This window comes from Pedobacter sp. GW821-FHT01D05, from assembly GCF_059422505.1.
This window is the reverse complement of the sequence record NZ_JBWKXA010000001.1, coordinates 215,380-233,285: the sequence shown is the minus strand read 5'-3', so window position 1 is coordinate 233,285 and position 17,906 is coordinate 215,380. Positions and strand designations below refer to the sequence as shown.

13 protein-coding genes are annotated in these 17,906 nt (G+C 40.4%); 12 read left to right on the top strand and 1 reads right to left on the bottom strand.

Features of this window, described 5'->3' with window-relative positions:
• Positions 1 to 129: 129 nt before the first annotated feature.
• From AC07VK_RS00970 to AC07VK_RS00935, 8 genes are all read left to right on the top strand, one after another.
• Positions 130 to 4,365 carry a beta-ketoacyl synthase N-terminal-like domain-containing protein gene (locus AC07VK_RS00970; RefSeq protein WP_492957683.1) on the top strand — a complete coding sequence of 1,412 codons (4,236 nt, stop codon included), beginning with the start codon at positions 130 to 132 and terminating at the stop codon, positions 4,363 to 4,365.
• 35 nt (positions 4,366 to 4,400) lie between these two features.
• Complete coding sequence (locus AC07VK_RS00965; RefSeq protein ID WP_225876570.1) at positions 4,401 to 4,649, top strand: phosphopantetheine-binding protein; 249 nt, start codon at positions 4,401 to 4,403, stop codon at positions 4,647 to 4,649.
• Positions 4,637 to 5,401 (top strand): alpha/beta fold hydrolase, encoded by a 765-nt coding sequence (locus tag AC07VK_RS00960; RefSeq protein WP_492957681.1) that lies wholly within the window; start codon positions 4,637 to 4,639, stop codon positions 5,399 to 5,401. Before AC07VK_RS00965 ends, AC07VK_RS00960 begins: the two co-directional genes overlap by 13 nt.
• A gap of 11 nt (positions 5,402 to 5,412) precedes the next feature.
• Positions 5,413 to 6,612 carry a glycosyltransferase gene (locus tag AC07VK_RS00955; protein WP_492957679.1) on the top strand — a complete coding sequence of 400 codons (1,200 nt, stop codon included), beginning with the start codon at positions 5,413 to 5,415 and terminating at the stop codon, positions 6,610 to 6,612.
• A gap of 10 nt (positions 6,613 to 6,622) precedes the next feature.
• Positions 6,623 to 7,825, top strand: coding sequence for a glycosyltransferase (locus AC07VK_RS00950; RefSeq protein ID WP_492957677.1), 1,203 nt, complete (start codon positions 6,623 to 6,625; stop codon positions 7,823 to 7,825).
• Positions 7,826 to 8,006: 181 nt separating this feature from the next.
• Entirely contained in the window at positions 8,007 to 9,296 is a 1,290-nt protein-coding gene (locus AC07VK_RS00945; protein WP_492957675.1) for a condensation domain-containing protein, read from the top strand.
• On the top strand, positions 9,293 to 10,561 hold the full coding sequence (locus tag AC07VK_RS00940) for a hypothetical protein (protein WP_492957673.1): 1,269 nt from the start codon (positions 9,293 to 9,295) through the stop codon (positions 10,559 to 10,561). The genes AC07VK_RS00945 and AC07VK_RS00940 overlap by 4 nt, the downstream gene beginning before the upstream one ends.
• The gene (locus AC07VK_RS00935; protein WP_492957671.1) at positions 10,554 to 11,066 is read left to right on the top strand and encodes a hypothetical protein; all 513 of its coding nucleotides are present in this window, start codon (positions 10,554 to 10,556) and stop codon (positions 11,064 to 11,066) included. Before AC07VK_RS00940 ends, AC07VK_RS00935 begins: the two co-directional genes overlap by 8 nt.
• Before the next feature lie 184 nt (positions 11,067 to 11,250).
• On the opposite strand, the gene AC07VK_RS00930 is transcribed toward AC07VK_RS00935, so the two are convergent.
• Entirely contained in the window at positions 11,251 to 13,329 is a 2,079-nt protein-coding gene (locus AC07VK_RS00930; RefSeq protein WP_492957669.1) for a CehA/McbA family metallohydrolase domain-containing protein, read from the bottom strand.
• A 145-nt stretch (positions 13,330 to 13,474) separates the two neighbouring features.
• Between AC07VK_RS00930 and AC07VK_RS00925 the strand changes: the two genes are divergently transcribed.
• The 4 genes from AC07VK_RS00925 to AC07VK_RS00910 all read left to right on the top strand — a co-directional run bounded on the left by AC07VK_RS00925 (position 13,475) and on the right by AC07VK_RS00910 (position 17,875).
• Positions 13,475 to 14,311 (top strand): alpha/beta fold hydrolase, encoded by an 837-nt coding sequence (locus AC07VK_RS00925; RefSeq protein ID WP_492957667.1) that lies wholly within the window; start codon positions 13,475 to 13,477, stop codon positions 14,309 to 14,311.
• Between the two features lie 923 nt (positions 14,312 to 15,234).
• Positions 15,235 to 15,855 carry a peptidase M16 family protein gene (locus AC07VK_RS00920; protein WP_492957665.1) on the top strand — a complete coding sequence of 207 codons (621 nt, stop codon included), beginning with the start codon at positions 15,235 to 15,237 and terminating at the stop codon, positions 15,853 to 15,855.
• 152 nt (positions 15,856 to 16,007) lie between these two features.
• Complete coding sequence (locus tag AC07VK_RS00915; protein ID WP_492957663.1) at positions 16,008 to 17,357, top strand: M28 family metallopeptidase; 1,350 nt, start codon at positions 16,008 to 16,010, stop codon at positions 17,355 to 17,357.
• Between the two features lie 44 nt (positions 17,358 to 17,401).
• A complete protein-coding gene (locus AC07VK_RS00910; protein ID WP_492957661.1) occupies positions 17,402 to 17,875 on the top strand; it encodes a TspO/MBR family protein in 474 nt (157 codons plus the stop codon).
• The last annotated feature ends 31 nt before the right edge of the window (positions 17,876 to 17,906 follow it).

The following is a 17,906-nucleotide window of genomic DNA, read 5'->3' as shown; positions in this document are numbered from 1 at the left end:
CGTGACAATTTGATTGAATTATAATATGATACAGCCTAATGACGATCGTGTTAGTTAAACAGGCTAAAAATAGATAGTAGAATAAAATTAATAGAACTAAGATTCGAAAGATCCCCCTAAGCGAACAAGATGAAGAAAAGCGACGTAGCAATTATTGGAATGTCTTGCATTTTTCCGGGTGCGAAAGATGTGCAGGCCTTTTGGGAGAATATTATCAACCGCGTAGATTCTACACAAGAGGTTCCGGCTGATCGGATTGATCCTGTTCATTTCGACAAAACAGTTAGCGGGGTAGATCGTTTTTATTGCAACCGTGGCGGTTTTATTCCCGATCATCAATTTGATCCACAACGTTTTGGCATTTTACCCTTGGCTGTAGAAGGTACCGAACCCGATCATCTGTTAACCTTAGATCTGGTTCACCAAGCATTAGAAGATGCTTCAGTATTCGAAAAAAAATATTCCCTCGATAAAACCGGGATCATTATTGGCAAAGGCAATTATGTGGGACCTGGAGCAACCCGCGCCATTGAAATTGTACGTACAGGCGAACAGATTTCGAGTGTATTAAAAGACTTAATGCCACAACTTACTGATGCAGAAATTGAAAAGGTAAAACACGAATTTCAATTGCGTAAAGGCCGTTTCAGTGCCGATACCGCAATGGGACTGATTCCTAATTTAGTGGCCTCGTTGGTAGCCAATCGCCTTAATTTAGGCGGACTGGCTTTTACTTTGGATGCTGCCTGTGCCAGTTCACTCATCGCGGTTGATCACGGCGTACAGGAACTGAATAGTGGCCGTTGCGATATGATTATTGCAGGCGGTGTACATTTAGGTCAGAATGCTGCTTTTTGGAGCATATTTTCTCAATTAGGTGCTTTATCCAAACAAGAAAAAATAAAACCTTTCGATCAAAATGCCGATGGATTGATTATAGGCGAAGGTTGCGGTTTTGTGGTACTCAAACGCCTCGAAGATGCCATCAGAGATCAGGATAAAATTTATTCAGTAATTAAAGGTGTGGGCGTTAGCAGCGATGGAAACGGAACCAGTGTAATGAGTCCCTCGGTTAAAGGCCAATTGAAAGCAATCACCGAAGCCTGGAAAAACGCTGAACTGGAAAGTAAAAATATTGGCTATTTAGAAGCCCACGGAACAGGTACCCCACTTGGTGATAAAACCGAGGTTGAAACCTTAAAACAGTTTTTTGGGCAGGATACCGATCTGCCAAAAGCAGGTATCGGTTCTGTAAAATCAAATATCGGTCATGCCATGCCCGCAGCAGGTATAGCAGGATTGATCAAATCGAGTTTAGCACTCTACCATGGCATCATTCCTCCTACCTTGCATTGCGACGAGCCCGTAGCGCAGCTGGCTGAAACCCGTTTTTCTGCCGTGCAAAAAGCGGCAGACTGGAATCAATCGGGCTTACCAAAATTAGCGGCTGTAAATGCATTCGGTTTTGGAGGGATCAATGCTCATGTAGTTTTAAGTGCTTACGAAACGCCTAAAAAAGATGAGGTATTGGTTATTGCAAGGCCAAGTCACGAAGCTTTGATCGAATCGCTCGAAAATGGAGATTATAGCATTGGGAATGGAAATTTCCGTTTGGTATTGTTCAACCCAAGCCCCGAGCGGATTAAAAAAGCTTTAAAAATTGTGGCTAAAAATTCTCCCTGGAGAAATAAACAGGACATCTGGTACACCAATGCGCCATTATTGGTGAACGATGGGAAAATTGCATTCGTGTTCCCTGGTTTAGATGGACTTGCGGGTGGCGAAATTAAATCGGTAGCCGATTATTTCAACATCAGTATCGACGAAAACGAAAAACAGGACGGCCTTTTAAGCGAGGCCCTGAACATCCTCAACAAAAGCAGCGTTTTAGATCAGGCTTTAAAACAATTGGGCATTAAATCTGATATGAATGCAGGGCACAGCCTTGGCGAATGGCTTGCAGCAAGATCTTCAGAACTGGCAGAAGAAAGTTCGGTAATGAATTTACTGAATGTGCTTAACCCCGAAACTTTTGAACTGAAAGATTCGCGTTTTATTGCCGTGGGTTGCGGTTTAGACACCCTTCAACCCATTATCGAAAGTATACCCGATTTATACCTTTCGAACGATAACTGCCCCCAACAGGTCATTCTTTGCGGCAGCAAAATCGCACTTGAAGAACTTGTTCCGATACTAAAGGTAAAACAGATTTTTCATCAGATTTTGCCTTTCCAATCGGGTTTCCATTCGCCGTTTGTAGCCGATAAATTGGGATTAATTCTCGAAGGCATGCAGGATATGCAGTTCCGGAAAACCACTACACCACTCTGGTCTGCTACTACTTTAGAAACTTATCCCGAAGGTTTTGAAGCCATCCGTCGGTTAAGTGCCGAACATTTAATTAAACCGGTGCGTTTCCGCGAACTTACTGAAAAATTATATGCAGAAGGTGCACGCGTTTTTATCCAGGTGGGTTCGGGCGGTTTGGTCGGCTTTATCGACGATACTTTAAGGGGAAAAGAAATTAGCACCATTAGTGCCAATGTGCCGATCCGTTCGGGTATTACGCAGTTGCAAAGGGTTTTAGCAGCACTTTTTATCGAAGGAAAAGAAATTGGCCTCAATTATTTGGGCAACATCAAATCAACCCCGCCGCAAAAAAACAAAGGCATTAAACTCGAGCTGGGTTCGCCGATTATCCATAACCTGCAAACGCTTAAAGGTTTAACCATTAAGCAAGCTCAACCAACACCGTCTAAAACTTTTGTAGAGGCTAAACATCCTGTTTTACAGGCTTTTAACGAGAATGTGATGGAAATGATCAACATGCAGAGCGAAATGATCGAACTGTTCGAAAATGCAGCTTTACAGGTCGATCAGCCAAGCAACTGGGCACCAGCCAAACCAATAAAACCCGTAAGGCAGCCCTTTAGCCAAAAACTTGATGTGAGCCTGGAGAACTGCCCTTACCTGATCGATCACTCCCTATTGAGGCAACCCAAAGGCTGGCCAACGGTTGAAGATATGGATCCGGTAATCCCAATGACCATGATTTTCGAAGTGTTTGCTGAAATCGCCAACGCGCAATCGCCAGAAGAAAAGGTGCAAAAAATCATGAATATGCGGGTTTTTCAATGGATGAATGTGGTTAAACCTTTTCAGGAGATTGTAACTGGCGAATGGAAAGACGAGCAAAGAGTTTACCTTAACCTAGAGCGTTTTGCTAATGCAGAAGTGCAGCTGGCTGCACAGTTAAGTGCCGCACCTAACAGAACTTTCGATATTGGAAAATTATTGGATATCGACCGTACTGCCGCACAGATTTACGATGCGCACATGTTCCACGGACCAGATTACCAGGGCATTAAAAAATTAATTGCAGTGGGCGAAAAAGGAATTACAGGCATCATCGAAGCATCTGGCGGAAAAGGCTCATTGCTTGATAATGCCGGTCAGCTGTTTGGTTTATGGCTTCAACTCACTTTAGAAAAAGATAGGATTGCTTTCCCCGTTAAAATTCAGGAAATAGAATTCTTTGGCGATATGGCCGACCAGCAAGGTACTTTCGAATGTACCTGCGTGCTCACCGAAATTAACGATGAATTTGCCACTGCCGATATCGTAATGAAGCGAGATGGCATCACCTGGCTTATCATTTCGGGATGGCAGAACCGCAGATTGGAAATAGACGAACCGCTTTGGAACGTGTCCATGTCGCCACTCCATAACCGTTTATCAGAAGAGATTGCACCTGGCGTCTTCCTTTTCGGCAATGCTTACTCACGTGTGGTATCATGGGATTTTATCCTGAAAAGATATTTCAACCAGACAGAAAAGAAACATCACAACAACCTTTTACCCAATAAAAGAAGAACGTGGATGATCAGTCGCGTGGCGGCGAAAGATGCCGTTCGGAATTTATTAAATACACAGAAAAACCAGGCCTGTTACCCGATCACCTTCGAAATCTATTCGGATGAATTCCGCAAACCTTATGTTAAAGGCGGTTTAACAGAACACATCAATATCTCGATTGCGCATAAAGGTACCGATGCCGTTGGCATAGCACGTTTTAACGAACCTGTTGGTATCGATATTGAACATATTGAAGAACGGAGCGCCGGTTTCTTCGATCTTGTGTTTAACGATCACGAAATAGCCCTGCTCGAAAGCCGCGACAAAATAGAATGGGCAACCCGGTTCTGGGTAGCTAAAGAAGCTTATGGGAAATACCTGGGCAAAGGTTTACAGGGCAATCCCAAAGCATATACCGTTGAAGTAATCAACGGCGAAGAACTATGCATCAATAACATCACAATCAAAACAATCAAACATAAAAACTATATCATCGGATGGACACTATAACTACAAAATTAAGCAGCGAAGAAATCTTCAACCTCATGAAACAATTCATCACCGAAGTAATCGGCGAAGAATTTGTTGAAGAAATGGATATCACCCCTGAAAGTTCTTTCACCAAAGATCTGGAAATGGACAGCATCGAAATTGTATCTTTTTCCGAAAAAATCAAAGCGCATTTTGGCGAGCAGATCGATTTTACGGGCTGGTTATCATCAATGGATTTAGATCAGCTGATCAACTTAAACTTAGGCATGATCATCTCTTATATCGAAGAATGCCAATCATAACAGTAAACGGCAAATCGGTTCACATTCAGGAGCTCAATAAAGAAGCTACTGAAACCATCTTCCTCGTTCACGGGATGTTCAGTAACCTGTCTGTCTATTATTTTAATATCGCACCGCTTTTGGCCACAAAATATCATGTGGTACTGTACGACCTAAAAAGTCATGGTATGAGCGAAAAGGCTTTGGAGGGATATGACCTGGAGAGCATGACAAACGATCTGTTTGCATTAATGGAGGTTTTAAACCTTAAAAAAGTGCATTTAGGTGGTTATAGTTTCGGTGGATTGATTGCTTTAAAAATGGCCATTCGCTTTCCAGAACGCATTAACAAACTGGCCATAATTGAAGCACCAGATCCAAATGATGATAAAACAAGGGGAATTATTGATGAGTACAGCCGTGAATTTTTAGAACATTACGTTGAAAATTTCACTGACACCACAAAAGTGAAAATGGGTAAAAGGCAGATGGAGCGCAACCACCGCATGTACGAGTACCTTTTTTATCAAACTTCGATTAAAACCGACATGGAGCTGGAAAAGGACTTTTTTGGCAGCCCTGCAATCGAAACCATAAAACAGTCTACCCTATTGCTATATGGCACTGATTCCAATTGCCTTAACGCAGGTAAACATTTAGACGGAATGATTAAAAATGCCTCGTTAATTGCTGTGCCGGGGGATCATAATATCCCAATACAACAACCATTGGTAATCGCCGAAGCATTGTTAAACTTCTTTCAGGAAATATAAAATTAAACACTATGGCAAAATTTGTATTTGTTGTTCCTCCGCTAACTGGCCATATTAACCCTACACTGAGTATGGGTACTGCCTTGCTTGAAAGGGGCCACCGTGTAGGATGGATTACGCTAGATGAATCATTGGGGGATAAACTTCCTGCTGGAGGCGAGTTGTTGTTGATCAGTTACGACCAAAACGACCAACAGAAAAAAGATTCAGAAAAATACCTCGACATCATCACCAAAAAGATTGTTTACGGTATCGATAGCATCAAATTTCTGTACGAGGAAGTATTGATTCCGCTTAACAGGCACAGTTATGATGGTATTGCCGATATACTGGATCAGTTCAAGCCCGATATCGTGATAACCGATCATCAAATGTTTGCAGGGGCCATTGCCGCAAGCAATAAAAATTATCCTTATGTTACATCAGTTACTGCACCTGCAGCCATAAAAGTAATGGATGAGCTGCCCAAAGTGCATGAGTGGGAAGTAAACCAGATTGTAGCCCTGCAAAAAGAATTCGGTATAAATACCACAGATTCTATTGCCTGCTCTGATCTTGCCACTTTGGTATTTACCTCAAGGGATTTTTTCGGGGAGATGGATTTACCTGAGCATTTTAAATTTGTAGGCCCCGTTTTTAACCTTCGTAAAACTACAATTCCCTTCCACTGGGAAGCATTTCATAACAGCAAACCAAAAATATTGGTCAGCATTGGTACCACCTTCGATCACGAGCATAAAAAAGCCTTTTTTGCCAAGGTAATTGAGGCTTTAGCAAATGAAGACTTACATGTGGTTGTCGTTTCAGATCCTGCTTTATTTGAAGAATGGCCAGCTAATTTTACGGTGCAGCGCCAGGTACCACAATTAGAACTTTTGCCTCACCTCGATGCTGTGGTTTGCCATGGCGGACACAATACCGTTTGCGAAACTTTGATGAATGGACTGCCTATGGTGGTTATTCCAATAGCATACGATCAAAGCCATGTTGCAGGACGTGTTTTCAGGGTAGGTGCCGGAGAGCGTTTAAACTTTAACCGTTTTAAAGCCGATCACCTTAAAGAAGCGGTAAACAAAGTGCTGCAGAACGATAGTTATAAAATCGCTGCACAACAAATTAAACAATCCTTTATCGAAGCTGGCGGAACAGAAAGCGCCGCCGATTTATTGGAAGCTTTAAGCAACAAAACCTCAAACGTATTCATCAGTTAAATTATACATTATGTCAAAATTCCTTTTCGTTGTCCCCCCTTTTTTTGGCCATATCAGTCCAACATTAAGTATTGGCGCCAGTTTGCTGGCCCGCGGCCATGAGGTAAAATGGCTGGGTATCACCCCTCTTGCGCAGGTACACCTACCAGAAGGTGGTGAATTTATTTATCCTGAAGAGGATTTGGCAGCGTATGCGGATGAAATACAACGCATTTTAAAACGTCAGGATGATGGCCCTGCGTGCTCTGGTCCGGAGGTGATGAAACTGGCCCTCGAAGAAACCTATGTTCCTTTTGCCAAAATGATGATGAAAGGGCTCAACAACTTTGTTGATGCCTGGAAACCTGATGTAATTATTAATGACTGTATTACCTTTGCCGGTGCGTTAAGTGCACATTTAAAAGGCATACCATCTGTTACCACTACCCCAGTGCCACCAGATGTGATGGGCGATACCGCCAACAGTGCGCCCAAAATATTCGAATGGCAACAAAACTTAATTAAAGGTTTACAAAGAGAAGTAGGCATTTATAGCGACGATATCCACATCCATTCGCGCCAACTGAATATGGTTTTCACCTCAAAGGCATTTGCAGGTTTCGAAGAAAAACCGCCGCATATGCATTTTGTTGGCCCGGTAAAAGGCAGACCAAATTTAGCACCATTTGATTGGGAACGTTTAAGTCAAGCCACCACCCCTAAAGTTTTTGTTTCGTTGGGTACGCTGTTGGTTGATATCCGTAAAGAATTTTTCCAAAAACTGATTACTGCTTTCGAAAACCAGCCAGTAACCATTGTGGCGGCAACCAATCCCGACATCTTCGAAAAATGGCCTGACAACTTTATTGTAAGCGGTTTTGTGCCGCAATCAGAGCTGATGCCACACATGAATGCGGTAATCTGTCATGGGGGTTTTAATACCGTAAACGATACTTTCACCAATGGTTTACCGATGTTGATCACGCCTATCGCCTATGATCATTTTCATACTGCTAAACTAATTGAACAAGCAGGTTGTGGGGTTAGCATCCGTTACAAAAGATTGCGCATCAACGATTTAAGAGATACCGTTTTCGAGCTTTTAGAAAATCCGAAATACCGCCAGGCCGCACAAAAAATAAGAGAAACATTTATCGAAGCTGGTGGTAACGATAAGGCTGTGCAATTATTGGAAGATTTTGCAAAAACAGCCCGAGCTGTGGAAACGGCTTAATGGTGAGTTGTCAACTTTAACAATACGGTCGCTAAGGACGGTCGTCATGCTGAACTCGTTTCAGCATCTTTCCTGCTATTAAGATCCTGAAATAAATTACCTTCGGTGAGCTCGCTAAGGCTCGGTTCAGGACGACGGAACGCGTAAATTCGGGATGACGAAACCTTTATAATACTAAAAAATGAAAAGAAAACTGTTATTTGGCGAAAGGATGTTATACGGTGATGGAAAAAGCCCGTTTAACATTGTAATACCTTTCAAAATCAGGGGAGAAATCAAGGAAGATGATTTGAGGTTTGCCTTATTCAAAATCCAGAAAAAACACCCCTGGTTAACCGCCGCTATACGTTTTGACGAAGATAAAAGGCCTTGGTTTGTAACCAATCTTACCGAAACCTTTAGCATTCCGGTCCGCATTGTAGAACGGTTAAATGATGAGCATTGGGAACAGGAATCTACCTATGAATGGAAAACTGTTTTTGATGCTTCAATTGCACCACTTTGCCGCATTACATGGGTTAAAGGTAAAGCCGTATCTGAATTTTTGATGGTATATCACCACTGTCTTTGCGATGGCACTTCGGCACTTTCTATTTTAACAGAATTGCTTCAGCTTTTGGATGACCCTGATACCGATATTGGCAAAGAAATTCCAATTATGGGCATAAAGGATGTGATTCCTAAAAAGGTACTAAACAGTTACCGCAACCGAACCAAAAACGGACTGATCGGCAAAATTGCCACTTTAGCACTTTGGATCATCCCGATCAAAAAGGTAGCTGTAGCGCGAAAAAAGGATTTTATGCTCCGCTGGAAATTCGATCAGGATTTCACTACACAGCTCATCCAGTTTTGCAAAACCAATCAGTTCACTGTAAATACTTTGTTGAGTGCCGCAGTTTTAACGGCCTTTAAAGCGGTGAGAAAAGAAAAAGCATTTAACAAAATATCATTACCGGTTGATATCCGGAATTTTAACCCCATCATTAAAAAAGACCACATTTTTGCCTTCGGATTAATGATTGTACTTTCTTTACTGCCAGAAAAAGACTTTTTAAGCAATGTTAAAGCCTTGCAAAAGGACGTGAACGATAAATCGGCCAAACTAAATCCTTATAGTTTGATGATGATGATGGAAGCCTGTCACCCTGCGTTAAACAACTTCACCAATTTCTTAAAGTATGGAAAATCGAGTAATGATTGTATGTTTTCCAACCTGGGTAAAATCGACATCCCATACCGGTATCAAAACTTTGAAGTAGAAAGCATTTTCAGTCCTTCAGTAATGGGGCCATTAGGCAATACGACCACCATGATCGTCTCAACTTACCGCAATCAAATGGACTTTACTTTTGTGGCCAGCGAAGGTTATGTTCCATTCGTTGAAGCTGAGGCCATCAAAGAAAAAGTAGTGGCTATCTTAAAAGCTCAGGTTGAAAAACCGATTGAAACATTAACCGCAACTGCATGAAAAGAAGATTAATTTTAGGAGAAAGAATAATGCATGTAGATGCCAAAACACCGCTAAACTGTGTTTTTGGCGCCAAAATTTCAGGTAAAATCAGTGAAGAAAATTTGCACAACGCACTGTTTAAAGTCCAGCAGAAACACCCACTGCTGCAAATGAATATCGATGCTACAGGCAAAACACCATATTTCGTACGGAACGAAAATATCAGCAAAATACCCGTTAGAATTGCTGATCGTTTAACAGACGAGGATTGGTTAAAACAATCAAAAATAGAGTGGTATAAACTTTTTGATGCCCCAAACGAGCCGTTAGCCAGGTTAGTTTGGTTAAAAGGCGAAAACGAATCAGACCTTTTGCTCGTGCTTCCACATTGTATTTGCGATGGAACTGCCATTTTAAATCTAATGCGGGAGCTGATGACTTTGATTGATGATCCTGAACAAGATCTGGCTCCATATGCTTCATTTCTTTCTGTTCGCGACCTCTTACCAGAAGATTTTGTAATTAGTAAAGCGGGCCATTTTAAAGGAAAAATTTTTGCAACACTTGGCCGTTTGTTTTTCTTTTTAAAAGCTACTTCAAACAATAACATAGACAGGAGCAATTACGCCGTTCATTGGAAAATCAGTGCAGAAGACACTAAAAATCTATTAATAAAGTGTAAGGAAGAAAACACAACGGTGCATGCCGCCATCTGTGTGGCCTTTATGGAAGCTTTTAAACATGTGCAAGGCACTAAAGCCCATGGCAAGGTGATCTGTCCGGTTGATATCAGGCGCTTTGTAGAAGCCATAAAACAAGATACCATGTTTGCCTTTGCACCCATTGTAGAGTTAAAACTCGCACAAGGCGAAAATGATTTCTGGACAAAAACCCGAATCTTAAAAACCGATCTGGAAGCAAAAGTGGCAGAAATGAAAGTTCACGACCTGTTAAACATGAGTGAGTATTTCCATTCATCGGTAAATAAAATGATTGGCTTTTTGAAAACAACCAAGGGCACACACGATGTGACGCTCAGCAACATGGGGCTTTTAAACATCCCAAAGGATTATCAGGATTTTTCTATTGAAACCATTTATAGTCCTACGGTTGCTTTCCCATGGAAAAATGCCAATACTTTAGTATGCAGCACTTTTAACGGACAGCTGGATTTCTCTTTTATGTCAAACAAATCATTCCTTCGGGAATTTGAAGCCTGGCAGATCAAAGACAGGGTAATGGAGCTGATTAAGGAAAATTTAAACGAATTGGTCAATGTCTGATAAAGTGGAATACGATGAGCAGACGAAAGTGTCGAACTGGCGAAAGTTTGTGCGCAAAAACCTGCTGATACACCTTATCCCAAACACGGTATTAAATACTGTAGTGCCATATTTTGCTTTTAAAGCACAAAACTCGGTGCATTTATTTAGTGGCGAGCAAAATCTGGCCAGGTTTTTATTGCCGATGTCGTTGCTCCTCCCCTTTATGATTACCCTTGATATTTTAAAAAAAATAAAACTGTTGCAGCACTCTGGCGCCATTAACTATAAAGTAAACGAAAAAATTACGGGTTATCCTTTTATATTGAAAAAAGCAGGCTTAAATGGCTTGTATAGCATTTTGGTGGTATTTGCATTGATGCTCGCCCTGCACTTCTCTTTCCCTAAAAATCACGATTTCGGAATTACCCCTTCTGCTGTATGTGCAGGATTGTTGGCGGGTTTATATTCCATTACCTTTTTTTATCTCGCGATTAGGCGGTTTAGGATTGATGCAGTAACGTAATATCATTTTGAAAACAATTGTCATTCTGAACGCTATGAGAATAAAAGCGTGTCGTCATCTCGACTGAAGCGTAGTCCCGAATTTTCGGGAGAGAGATCTGTTAAATATAGATTTAGCTTCGCTGAGCCTTCGGGTTCTCGACTGCGTTGCACTCCGCTCGAAATGACGATCTCAGGTATAGCCATTATTCCAACCAAACCATTTGTGTAAAAGCACCATTAGTGGCAATATCCCAGGCCTCTACCCTTACCCACTTACGCCCTTTTAAATTAACTGCCCAACTGTAATTCTTTTTCCCAAAAGCCTGCGTATCGTTTAAATTAACACGGCTACGATAAACCTTTGCCCCATCACCCGATACAATTTCGACAAAACTTAAGGGGAATGTCCAGTTGAGTTGCATATTTATCTTTGCTTTTCCACCATGATCAACCTTCAAAGTCTCTCCTGCACCTTTTCCATTAACATTAAAGCTCGGGATCAGTACCTCACCTGTCGATACAAAAAACTTTCCTTTCCGCATTACATCTAAAACAGGCTGCCAGCCATCGGCATAATTAGGTACCTTATCCAACTGCAGATAATTCACGTTTAAGTGGGCATACATTTCATTTTGCTCAGTGATGGTAAAGATATCAGCCTCTGAAATAATATGTTTTTTCAAACCCCAGTTGGCCATATCATCCATCAGGTTCAGTACCCGTTTACTTAAGGTCGGCAACGAAAGATCTCCTGGAATGGCCTTCCAGGCTGCGCCCATAAAAGTCTCCGATTTAAAAAAGTCTTCTTCTTTATATTTGTCTGGGTAACCTGTCGAAGCCTTTGTTCGGGCATGGGCAGTCCAGGCCAAGCCATGTTCTTGTTCCAGTAATTTGAGCATTTCTGCTTTATCATTAATGCGGTAAACTTTACCATATTTCGGGTCGTTGGTTTCGAAAGGCAGATCGCTTTTTCTCGACATCACCCAATAAATTGGTTTAGGAAAAAATGCCAGCCAATGTCCACCATAAAAATTATTGGCTTCTTCTCCTGGTAACAATAAAAAATTTGGATCAGATAATCTTTTAGTCTGTTTAAACAAGGCATCTAATTCTTTTAAACGAACAGAATCTGGTCCTTTTGGATGTCCTGGTCCGTGAAATTCGGCAAGCTTAACAATATTTAAACCAGCCTTTTTCAACACCTCAACAAATTCGGGCTTTTCCGGAACGGCTTTTCCGCTCAGCACTACATCCGAAATAAACTCATTGTGGAAATGGCTAGCCATTGTTTTATAACCCGCCAAGGGCACATAAGTATCATTGTGCGTAAACTTTTTAACTTCGTCCAACGCTGCTCCTGCCTTCCCAGTGCTCAATAAACAGAAAAAATTAAGGCGTTGTTGGGTATTGGGTGGTGCATTAAACCAGGGTACATAACGTTTATCGCCCAATGGATCCTGCCTGATCCCAATACCAAAATCGGGAATCAGATTTAAATAGTTGCTTCCTTTCCAGGTAAATTTAAGGTTAAAAGCTTCGTCCAATGGATAGAAATATTGATGTGGAGCAGGAAAAACGGCCAAACTTCCTGCGGTATTTTCTCCGATAACGGTACGATATTTTACTTCTAAATTTTTACTTGGATCTGCTGGTGCTGCCTTTTCGCGCTGAAGATTTCCCTTTATATCAGACCAGGCAATATTAGACCAGATATCTTTTTTGCTAAGCAATCCGGCATCGTATAAAATAGCCGTAGAATCTTTTGGGGTTGATACCACAGCAGCTACATTAAACAAAGGGCTTCCATTGTAAAGTGTTATTTCTAACACACCGCTAAAGGTTTCGCATCGAATTCCATTTATTCGCACTACAGTTTGCGAGCCCTTCGTTGAAACACTGGCTGCTCCTTTTTCGAATTTTACAACATTTGTGGTATATGGTCTGGTTGGAACCCGGTCGAAAAAAACATCCCAGCCCCCACTGTTTGGACTTAAAGTGCGTTTACCTATTCTCAGCACAAATCCAGGGTCAAGATGAGCAGCAACTTCTTTTAAGGCGCCTTGCTTACCTAACAATAAACTTTTAAACAATGGTTTAGTACGATCAAGATCTAAAATCATTTTACCTAAGGTCCCTTTACCAGCTGGCCAGGTGAGCACGAGTTCTTTTTGATGGGAAGAAACAGTAGTTCCGTTAGCTTTAAAGGCTTTTAGATTTACCTGGCTCTGTGCACAAAATGCCGAAAAGCATATTATCAATAATATAGAAATACTGTTTTTCATACAACTTAATCGTTTTAGTAAAGGTAATAATTAACTTCAAAACATAAATTATCTGCTAATTAGCAATGCATTTCGTTCATTATTTATTTTTTTCCAAAAAACAAATAACATTACTTAACTTAATCTGGAATTAAAGCCAAACATTTTGCACCCTATACTGATCAGAAATAATGTAAAAATCCTTGGTGAAGGTAGCCAGGTAATTGTATTTGCCCATGGCTTTGGCTGTGCGCAAAGTTCCTGGAAATTTATTACAGATGCTTTTCTCCAAGACTACAAAGTCGTACTATTTGATTATGTTGGATCAGGAAATTCGGACCTCAGCCAATACGACCAACGAAAATATGCTACACTCGAAGGATATGCCTGTGATGTAATCGATATCATAGAAGCACTTGATTTGACCAACATCATATTTGTTGGGCACTCCGTAAGCAGTATGATTGGTATGATTGCCGCATTACAGATGCCGGAAGCATTTAAAAAACTGATTTTTATTGGCCCTTCGCCAAGATATTTAAATGATCGTGATTATATCGGTGGATTTAATACTGAAGATATTGAAACCATTTTTGAGCACATAGCAGATGATTATGTAGCCTGGAGCAAACAATTGGCACCGCTGGTGATGGATAACCCTTCCAAACCTGAATTAACTGATTTTTTACAGGAATGTTTTGAAGCCACCAACCCAAATGTTGCCCTGGCCTTTGCAATGGCCACCTTTAAAGCCGATTACAGAGATAAATTAAAAAATCTCGAAGTGCCAAGCCTTACCCTGCAAAGTACGAAGGATATGATGGCTCCTTTATCAGCCGGCGAATTTATCCATAAAAATACCCCAGAGAATTTTTTGGTTGTAATGAAAGCTACAGGGCATTTTCCGCACATTAGCGAACCAGAAGAAACCATTAGGGAAATAAAAGATTTTATTGAAGATATTAGTTTAAAATCGGCATCTGCTCATTTGTATGCTCAATAGAAACCACCATAACATAATTCGTATTCAATTGATAATGAGATACAAAAAATACTAATAAAGTTACAAATCTGTCATCAACCGTCTGATGTATTTTAAAATGCTAAACGCTATCAATGACAGACTCCTAAAATTGCGCGTCATTTCGACTGGAACATGGGTTCCGGATGTTCAGGAGAGAAATCTTTGAACGATGTTAAAAGATCTCTCCACAACGGTCGAGGACGATGATTTACCCCTTTAGAATAACAATCCCTCAGGTTTTGCATTTCAAAAAGATTTGGAAATGAACAGACAATGATTCTTGGAGGCCTGCTGTCCCGCTCTTTGTTCCAAGTCCTCGCCCCCATGCTTCGGTCTCCGGGCTTTACACGTCGATCGGGTTTAGGAACAATGGTTTATGCTGCAAAAGCTAAAAATAAATATAAAAATCAGACGCGATCTGCAATTACAAAACAGCTAAACCAGGTCACCAATCTTTGCCAGCAAAAACCTCGGAAGTTAATCTGCAGTCAATCCGAACTTTCTCTAAAAATCAGGGCGTTATGATGACAAGGTCTTAAACATTTGCTTCTTCTCTATACCTTGTGCTCACGAGTAAATCAAAACCACTTTTTTAAATCGGTGAGGCAATATCATCATGTCTGGTGATTCCAGCACCCTATTGATCCGCTTCTACATTATTAATTAAACCCACCAATTATTTAGTAAATGTCATTACTTCCATATCAATACAACTGTAGGCGCTATTTTATTAAAATAATAATGAACAAAATGAATAAAATATATATTTGCAAAAACTATTCAAGTTTTGATCACGTATGTACCCACGTTCGTCTAGGATTTTACCCCTCCAATGCCTAGATTAAGCTAAAAATAATCTAATGACATACCAATAAACCATTTTCGTAAAAAAAAAGAACAAAATGAACAAATTTAAAACAATCGCCGTTGCAGCATTAAGCTTATTGTGCATTTACACGGCTAAAGCACAATCTTTTAAAGAACCTGTTAGCTATAAACTTAAAAACGGCATGAATATCATTATTTCGGAGAATGAACGTTCGCCAAAGGCATATTCTAGCTTTACCTTAGACACTAAGGCCTTTGAAGGCAAAAAAGATGGTATAGTGGAGTTGTTAAATGCCGTATTAAACGAAAACTTAAGTAAAAACTCAAATATTAGCTTTAAAGATAACAGCGGTAAGCTGGCTACATTAAATGCAGATCTTGATAAAGACCTGGCAACAATGGCTTCGGTAATTCAACATGCAAACTTCGACCAGAAAACCTTTAATACGGCTAAAGCTAAATTAATTGCCAGTTTAAAATTGCAGGATTACGATTATGACCAAACGGTAAATGAAAATTCGGTTAATGCATTAACCTTGACCGATGTTAAAAACTTTTACAGCCAGATCTCTCCGGAAAAAACATTTTTAACGATTGCCGGAGATGTTGAATTAAATAGAGCCAAAGCTTCAGCTAAAAAAGCCTTTGGCAATTGGAACCAAACACAAGAACTTGCATTAACTGTGGCAAGGTAATATTAAAATTAAATTCGGGCCCTTTGATTCCTTTCAAAGGGCTTTTTTATGCCCAAAATGTTACAAGGGATCAGGTTTTAGCTACCCGTATTCCAGTAATCATTCTATATATTCGTTTTAAATAAAACCATTATTGCTGAAAAAACCGACAGATGAAAAAAATCTACACACTCCTACTTCTTGTTACCATAAGTTTATCGCTACAGGCACAGGTTGTGGTTAACCGAAATCAGGATATTGATAAAATGGTTAAAGCCGTAAACCAGGATTCGCTAAAATCATATATCAGTAAAATGGTTTCTTTCGGAACAAGAAATACGCTTAGTGATATTAAAAGTAAAACGAAAGGAATTGGGGCTGCCAGAAATTGGGTCGTAAATAAGTTTAATCAGTTTGCCAGGCAAAGTGATGGCAGGCTTACCGCATACCTGGATACCATTACCTTTAAACCCGATGGCAAAAGAGTAGATCAGCCTACACTTTTAGGCAATGCAGTAGCTGTACTAAAAGGCACTGACGCAAACGACAAACGTGTTTATGTGGTGAGCGGGCACCTTGATAGCCGTGTTACCGATGTAATGAACAGAACCAGCGATGCACCCGGCGCCAATGATGATGGTAGTGGTGTTGCGGGCGTAATTGAGGCTGCAAGAATCATGAGTCAATATAAATTTTCTGCCACCATAATTTTTGTCGCCGTAAGCGGTGAAGAACAATCGTTGTTAGGCTCTGGTTTTATGGCTGCAAAAGCAAAAAAGGAAAACTGGAATGTAGATGCCATGTTAAACAATGATATGATTGGCAGCAACAACAGTAGTGAAACACAAATTATCGACAATACAAGGCTCCGTGTATTTAGTGAGGGCTTACCCAGCTTCGATCTGGATAAAAATGCAAAGAGCATCCGTCAGTTTGGTTTAGAGAATGATGGTAAAAGCCGTCAATTGGCACGATATGTTAAAGAAATAGGCGAGCGTTATGTAGATCAGTTAGAAGTTAAATTAATTTACAGGAACGATAGGTTTCTCCGTGGCGGAGATCATACCCCATTCGTAGAAAATGGATTTACAGCGGTGCGCATAACTGAAATGAACGAAAACTTCGATCACCAGCATCAAGACCTTAGAACGGAGAAAGGCGTTAGGTATGGCGACCTTCAGGAATTTATGGATTTCGAATATTTACGTAAAAATACAGGTGTAAATATTGCGGTTTTGGCCAATCTGGCCAAAGCTCCCTCAAGCCCTACCGAAGTAAAAGTTGATGTAAAAAACCTGAGCAACTCTACCTTTTTATACTGGAAAGCACCTGTTAATGGCGCAGTAAAGGGCTATTATGTTTTAATGCGCGAAACCAGCAGCGCTGTTTGGGAAAAGAAATTTTTCACTTCTGCCACTGAATTACGATTACCTTATAGCAAAGACAATTATTTATTTGCGGTACAAAGTATTGGAAATGACGATACTGAAAGCCTACCAGTAGTGCCGGGCATTGGCAGGTAATAAAACTTTTAGGGTTTACCGTTGTTTAAACTCAAATTTAGCGCATGAAATTTAAACCTTTAGCTTTTATTGTAAATATAGCCATCACACTGGGTGTTGGTGCTTTAGGAGGATGGGCAACCGCTCAATCGGTTAAAACGTGGTACCCAACGTTAAATAAACCATCCTTTAATCCACCAAACTGGCTTTTTGCACCTGTTTGGACCACATTATATATACTTATTGGTATTGCGGCCTATCTGGTGTGGATTAGACGCGATAAAATTGTTCATTTCCCGAGAACAGTTGCCATTTATTTAATCCAGTTAATTTTAAATTTGGGCTGGTCGTTTATTTTCTTTTATCTGCACGAGATAGGTTTTGCCCTGGCCGAAATTATTTTACTGTTGATCATCATTGTCATCAATGCATCCATGTTCTATAAAATAAACAAATGGGCGGGTTTAATATTTATCCCCTACATCCTTTGGGTAAGTTTTGCATCATTTTTAACATACAACATTTTCATATTGAACTAATTTTAAAAGAAAACCCTATTTTTAGGGAGTG

What these genes read in the sequence shown, in the direction of transcription:
- AC07VK_RS00970 (WP_492957683.1), top strand. Translation starts at nt 130, where the DNA reads ATGAAGAAAAGCGACGTAGCAATTATTGGAATGTCTTGCATTTTTCCG.
- AC07VK_RS00965 (WP_225876570.1), top strand. Translation starts at nt 4,401, where the DNA reads ATGAAACAATTCATCACCGAAGTAATCGGCGAAGAATTTGTTGAAGAA.
- AC07VK_RS00960 (WP_492957681.1), top strand. Translation starts at nt 4,637, where the DNA reads ATGCCAATCATAACAGTAAACGGCAAATCGGTTCACATTCAGGAGCTC.
- AC07VK_RS00955 (WP_492957679.1), top strand. Translation starts at nt 5,413, where the DNA reads ATGGCAAAATTTGTATTTGTTGTTCCTCCGCTAACTGGCCATATTAAC.
- AC07VK_RS00950 (WP_492957677.1), top strand. Translation starts at nt 6,623, where the DNA reads ATGTCAAAATTCCTTTTCGTTGTCCCCCCTTTTTTTGGCCATATCAGT.
- AC07VK_RS00945 (WP_492957675.1), top strand. Translation starts at nt 8,007, where the DNA reads ATGAAAAGAAAACTGTTATTTGGCGAAAGGATGTTATACGGTGATGGA.
- AC07VK_RS00940 (WP_492957673.1), top strand. Translation starts at nt 9,293, where the DNA reads ATGAAAAGAAGATTAATTTTAGGAGAAAGAATAATGCATGTAGATGCC.
- AC07VK_RS00935 (WP_492957671.1), top strand. Translation starts at nt 10,554, where the DNA reads ATGTCTGATAAAGTGGAATACGATGAGCAGACGAAAGTGTCGAACTGG.
- AC07VK_RS00930 (WP_492957669.1), bottom strand. Translation starts at nt 13,329, where the DNA reads ATGAAAAACAGTATTTCTATATTATTGATAATATGCTTTTCGGCATTT.
- AC07VK_RS00920 (WP_492957665.1), top strand. Translation starts at nt 15,235, where the DNA reads ATGAACAAATTTAAAACAATCGCCGTTGCAGCATTAAGCTTATTGTGC.
- AC07VK_RS00915 (WP_492957663.1), top strand. Translation starts at nt 16,008, where the DNA reads ATGAAAAAAATCTACACACTCCTACTTCTTGTTACCATAAGTTTATCG.
- AC07VK_RS00910 (WP_492957661.1), top strand. Translation starts at nt 17,402, where the DNA reads ATGAAATTTAAACCTTTAGCTTTTATTGTAAATATAGCCATCACACTG.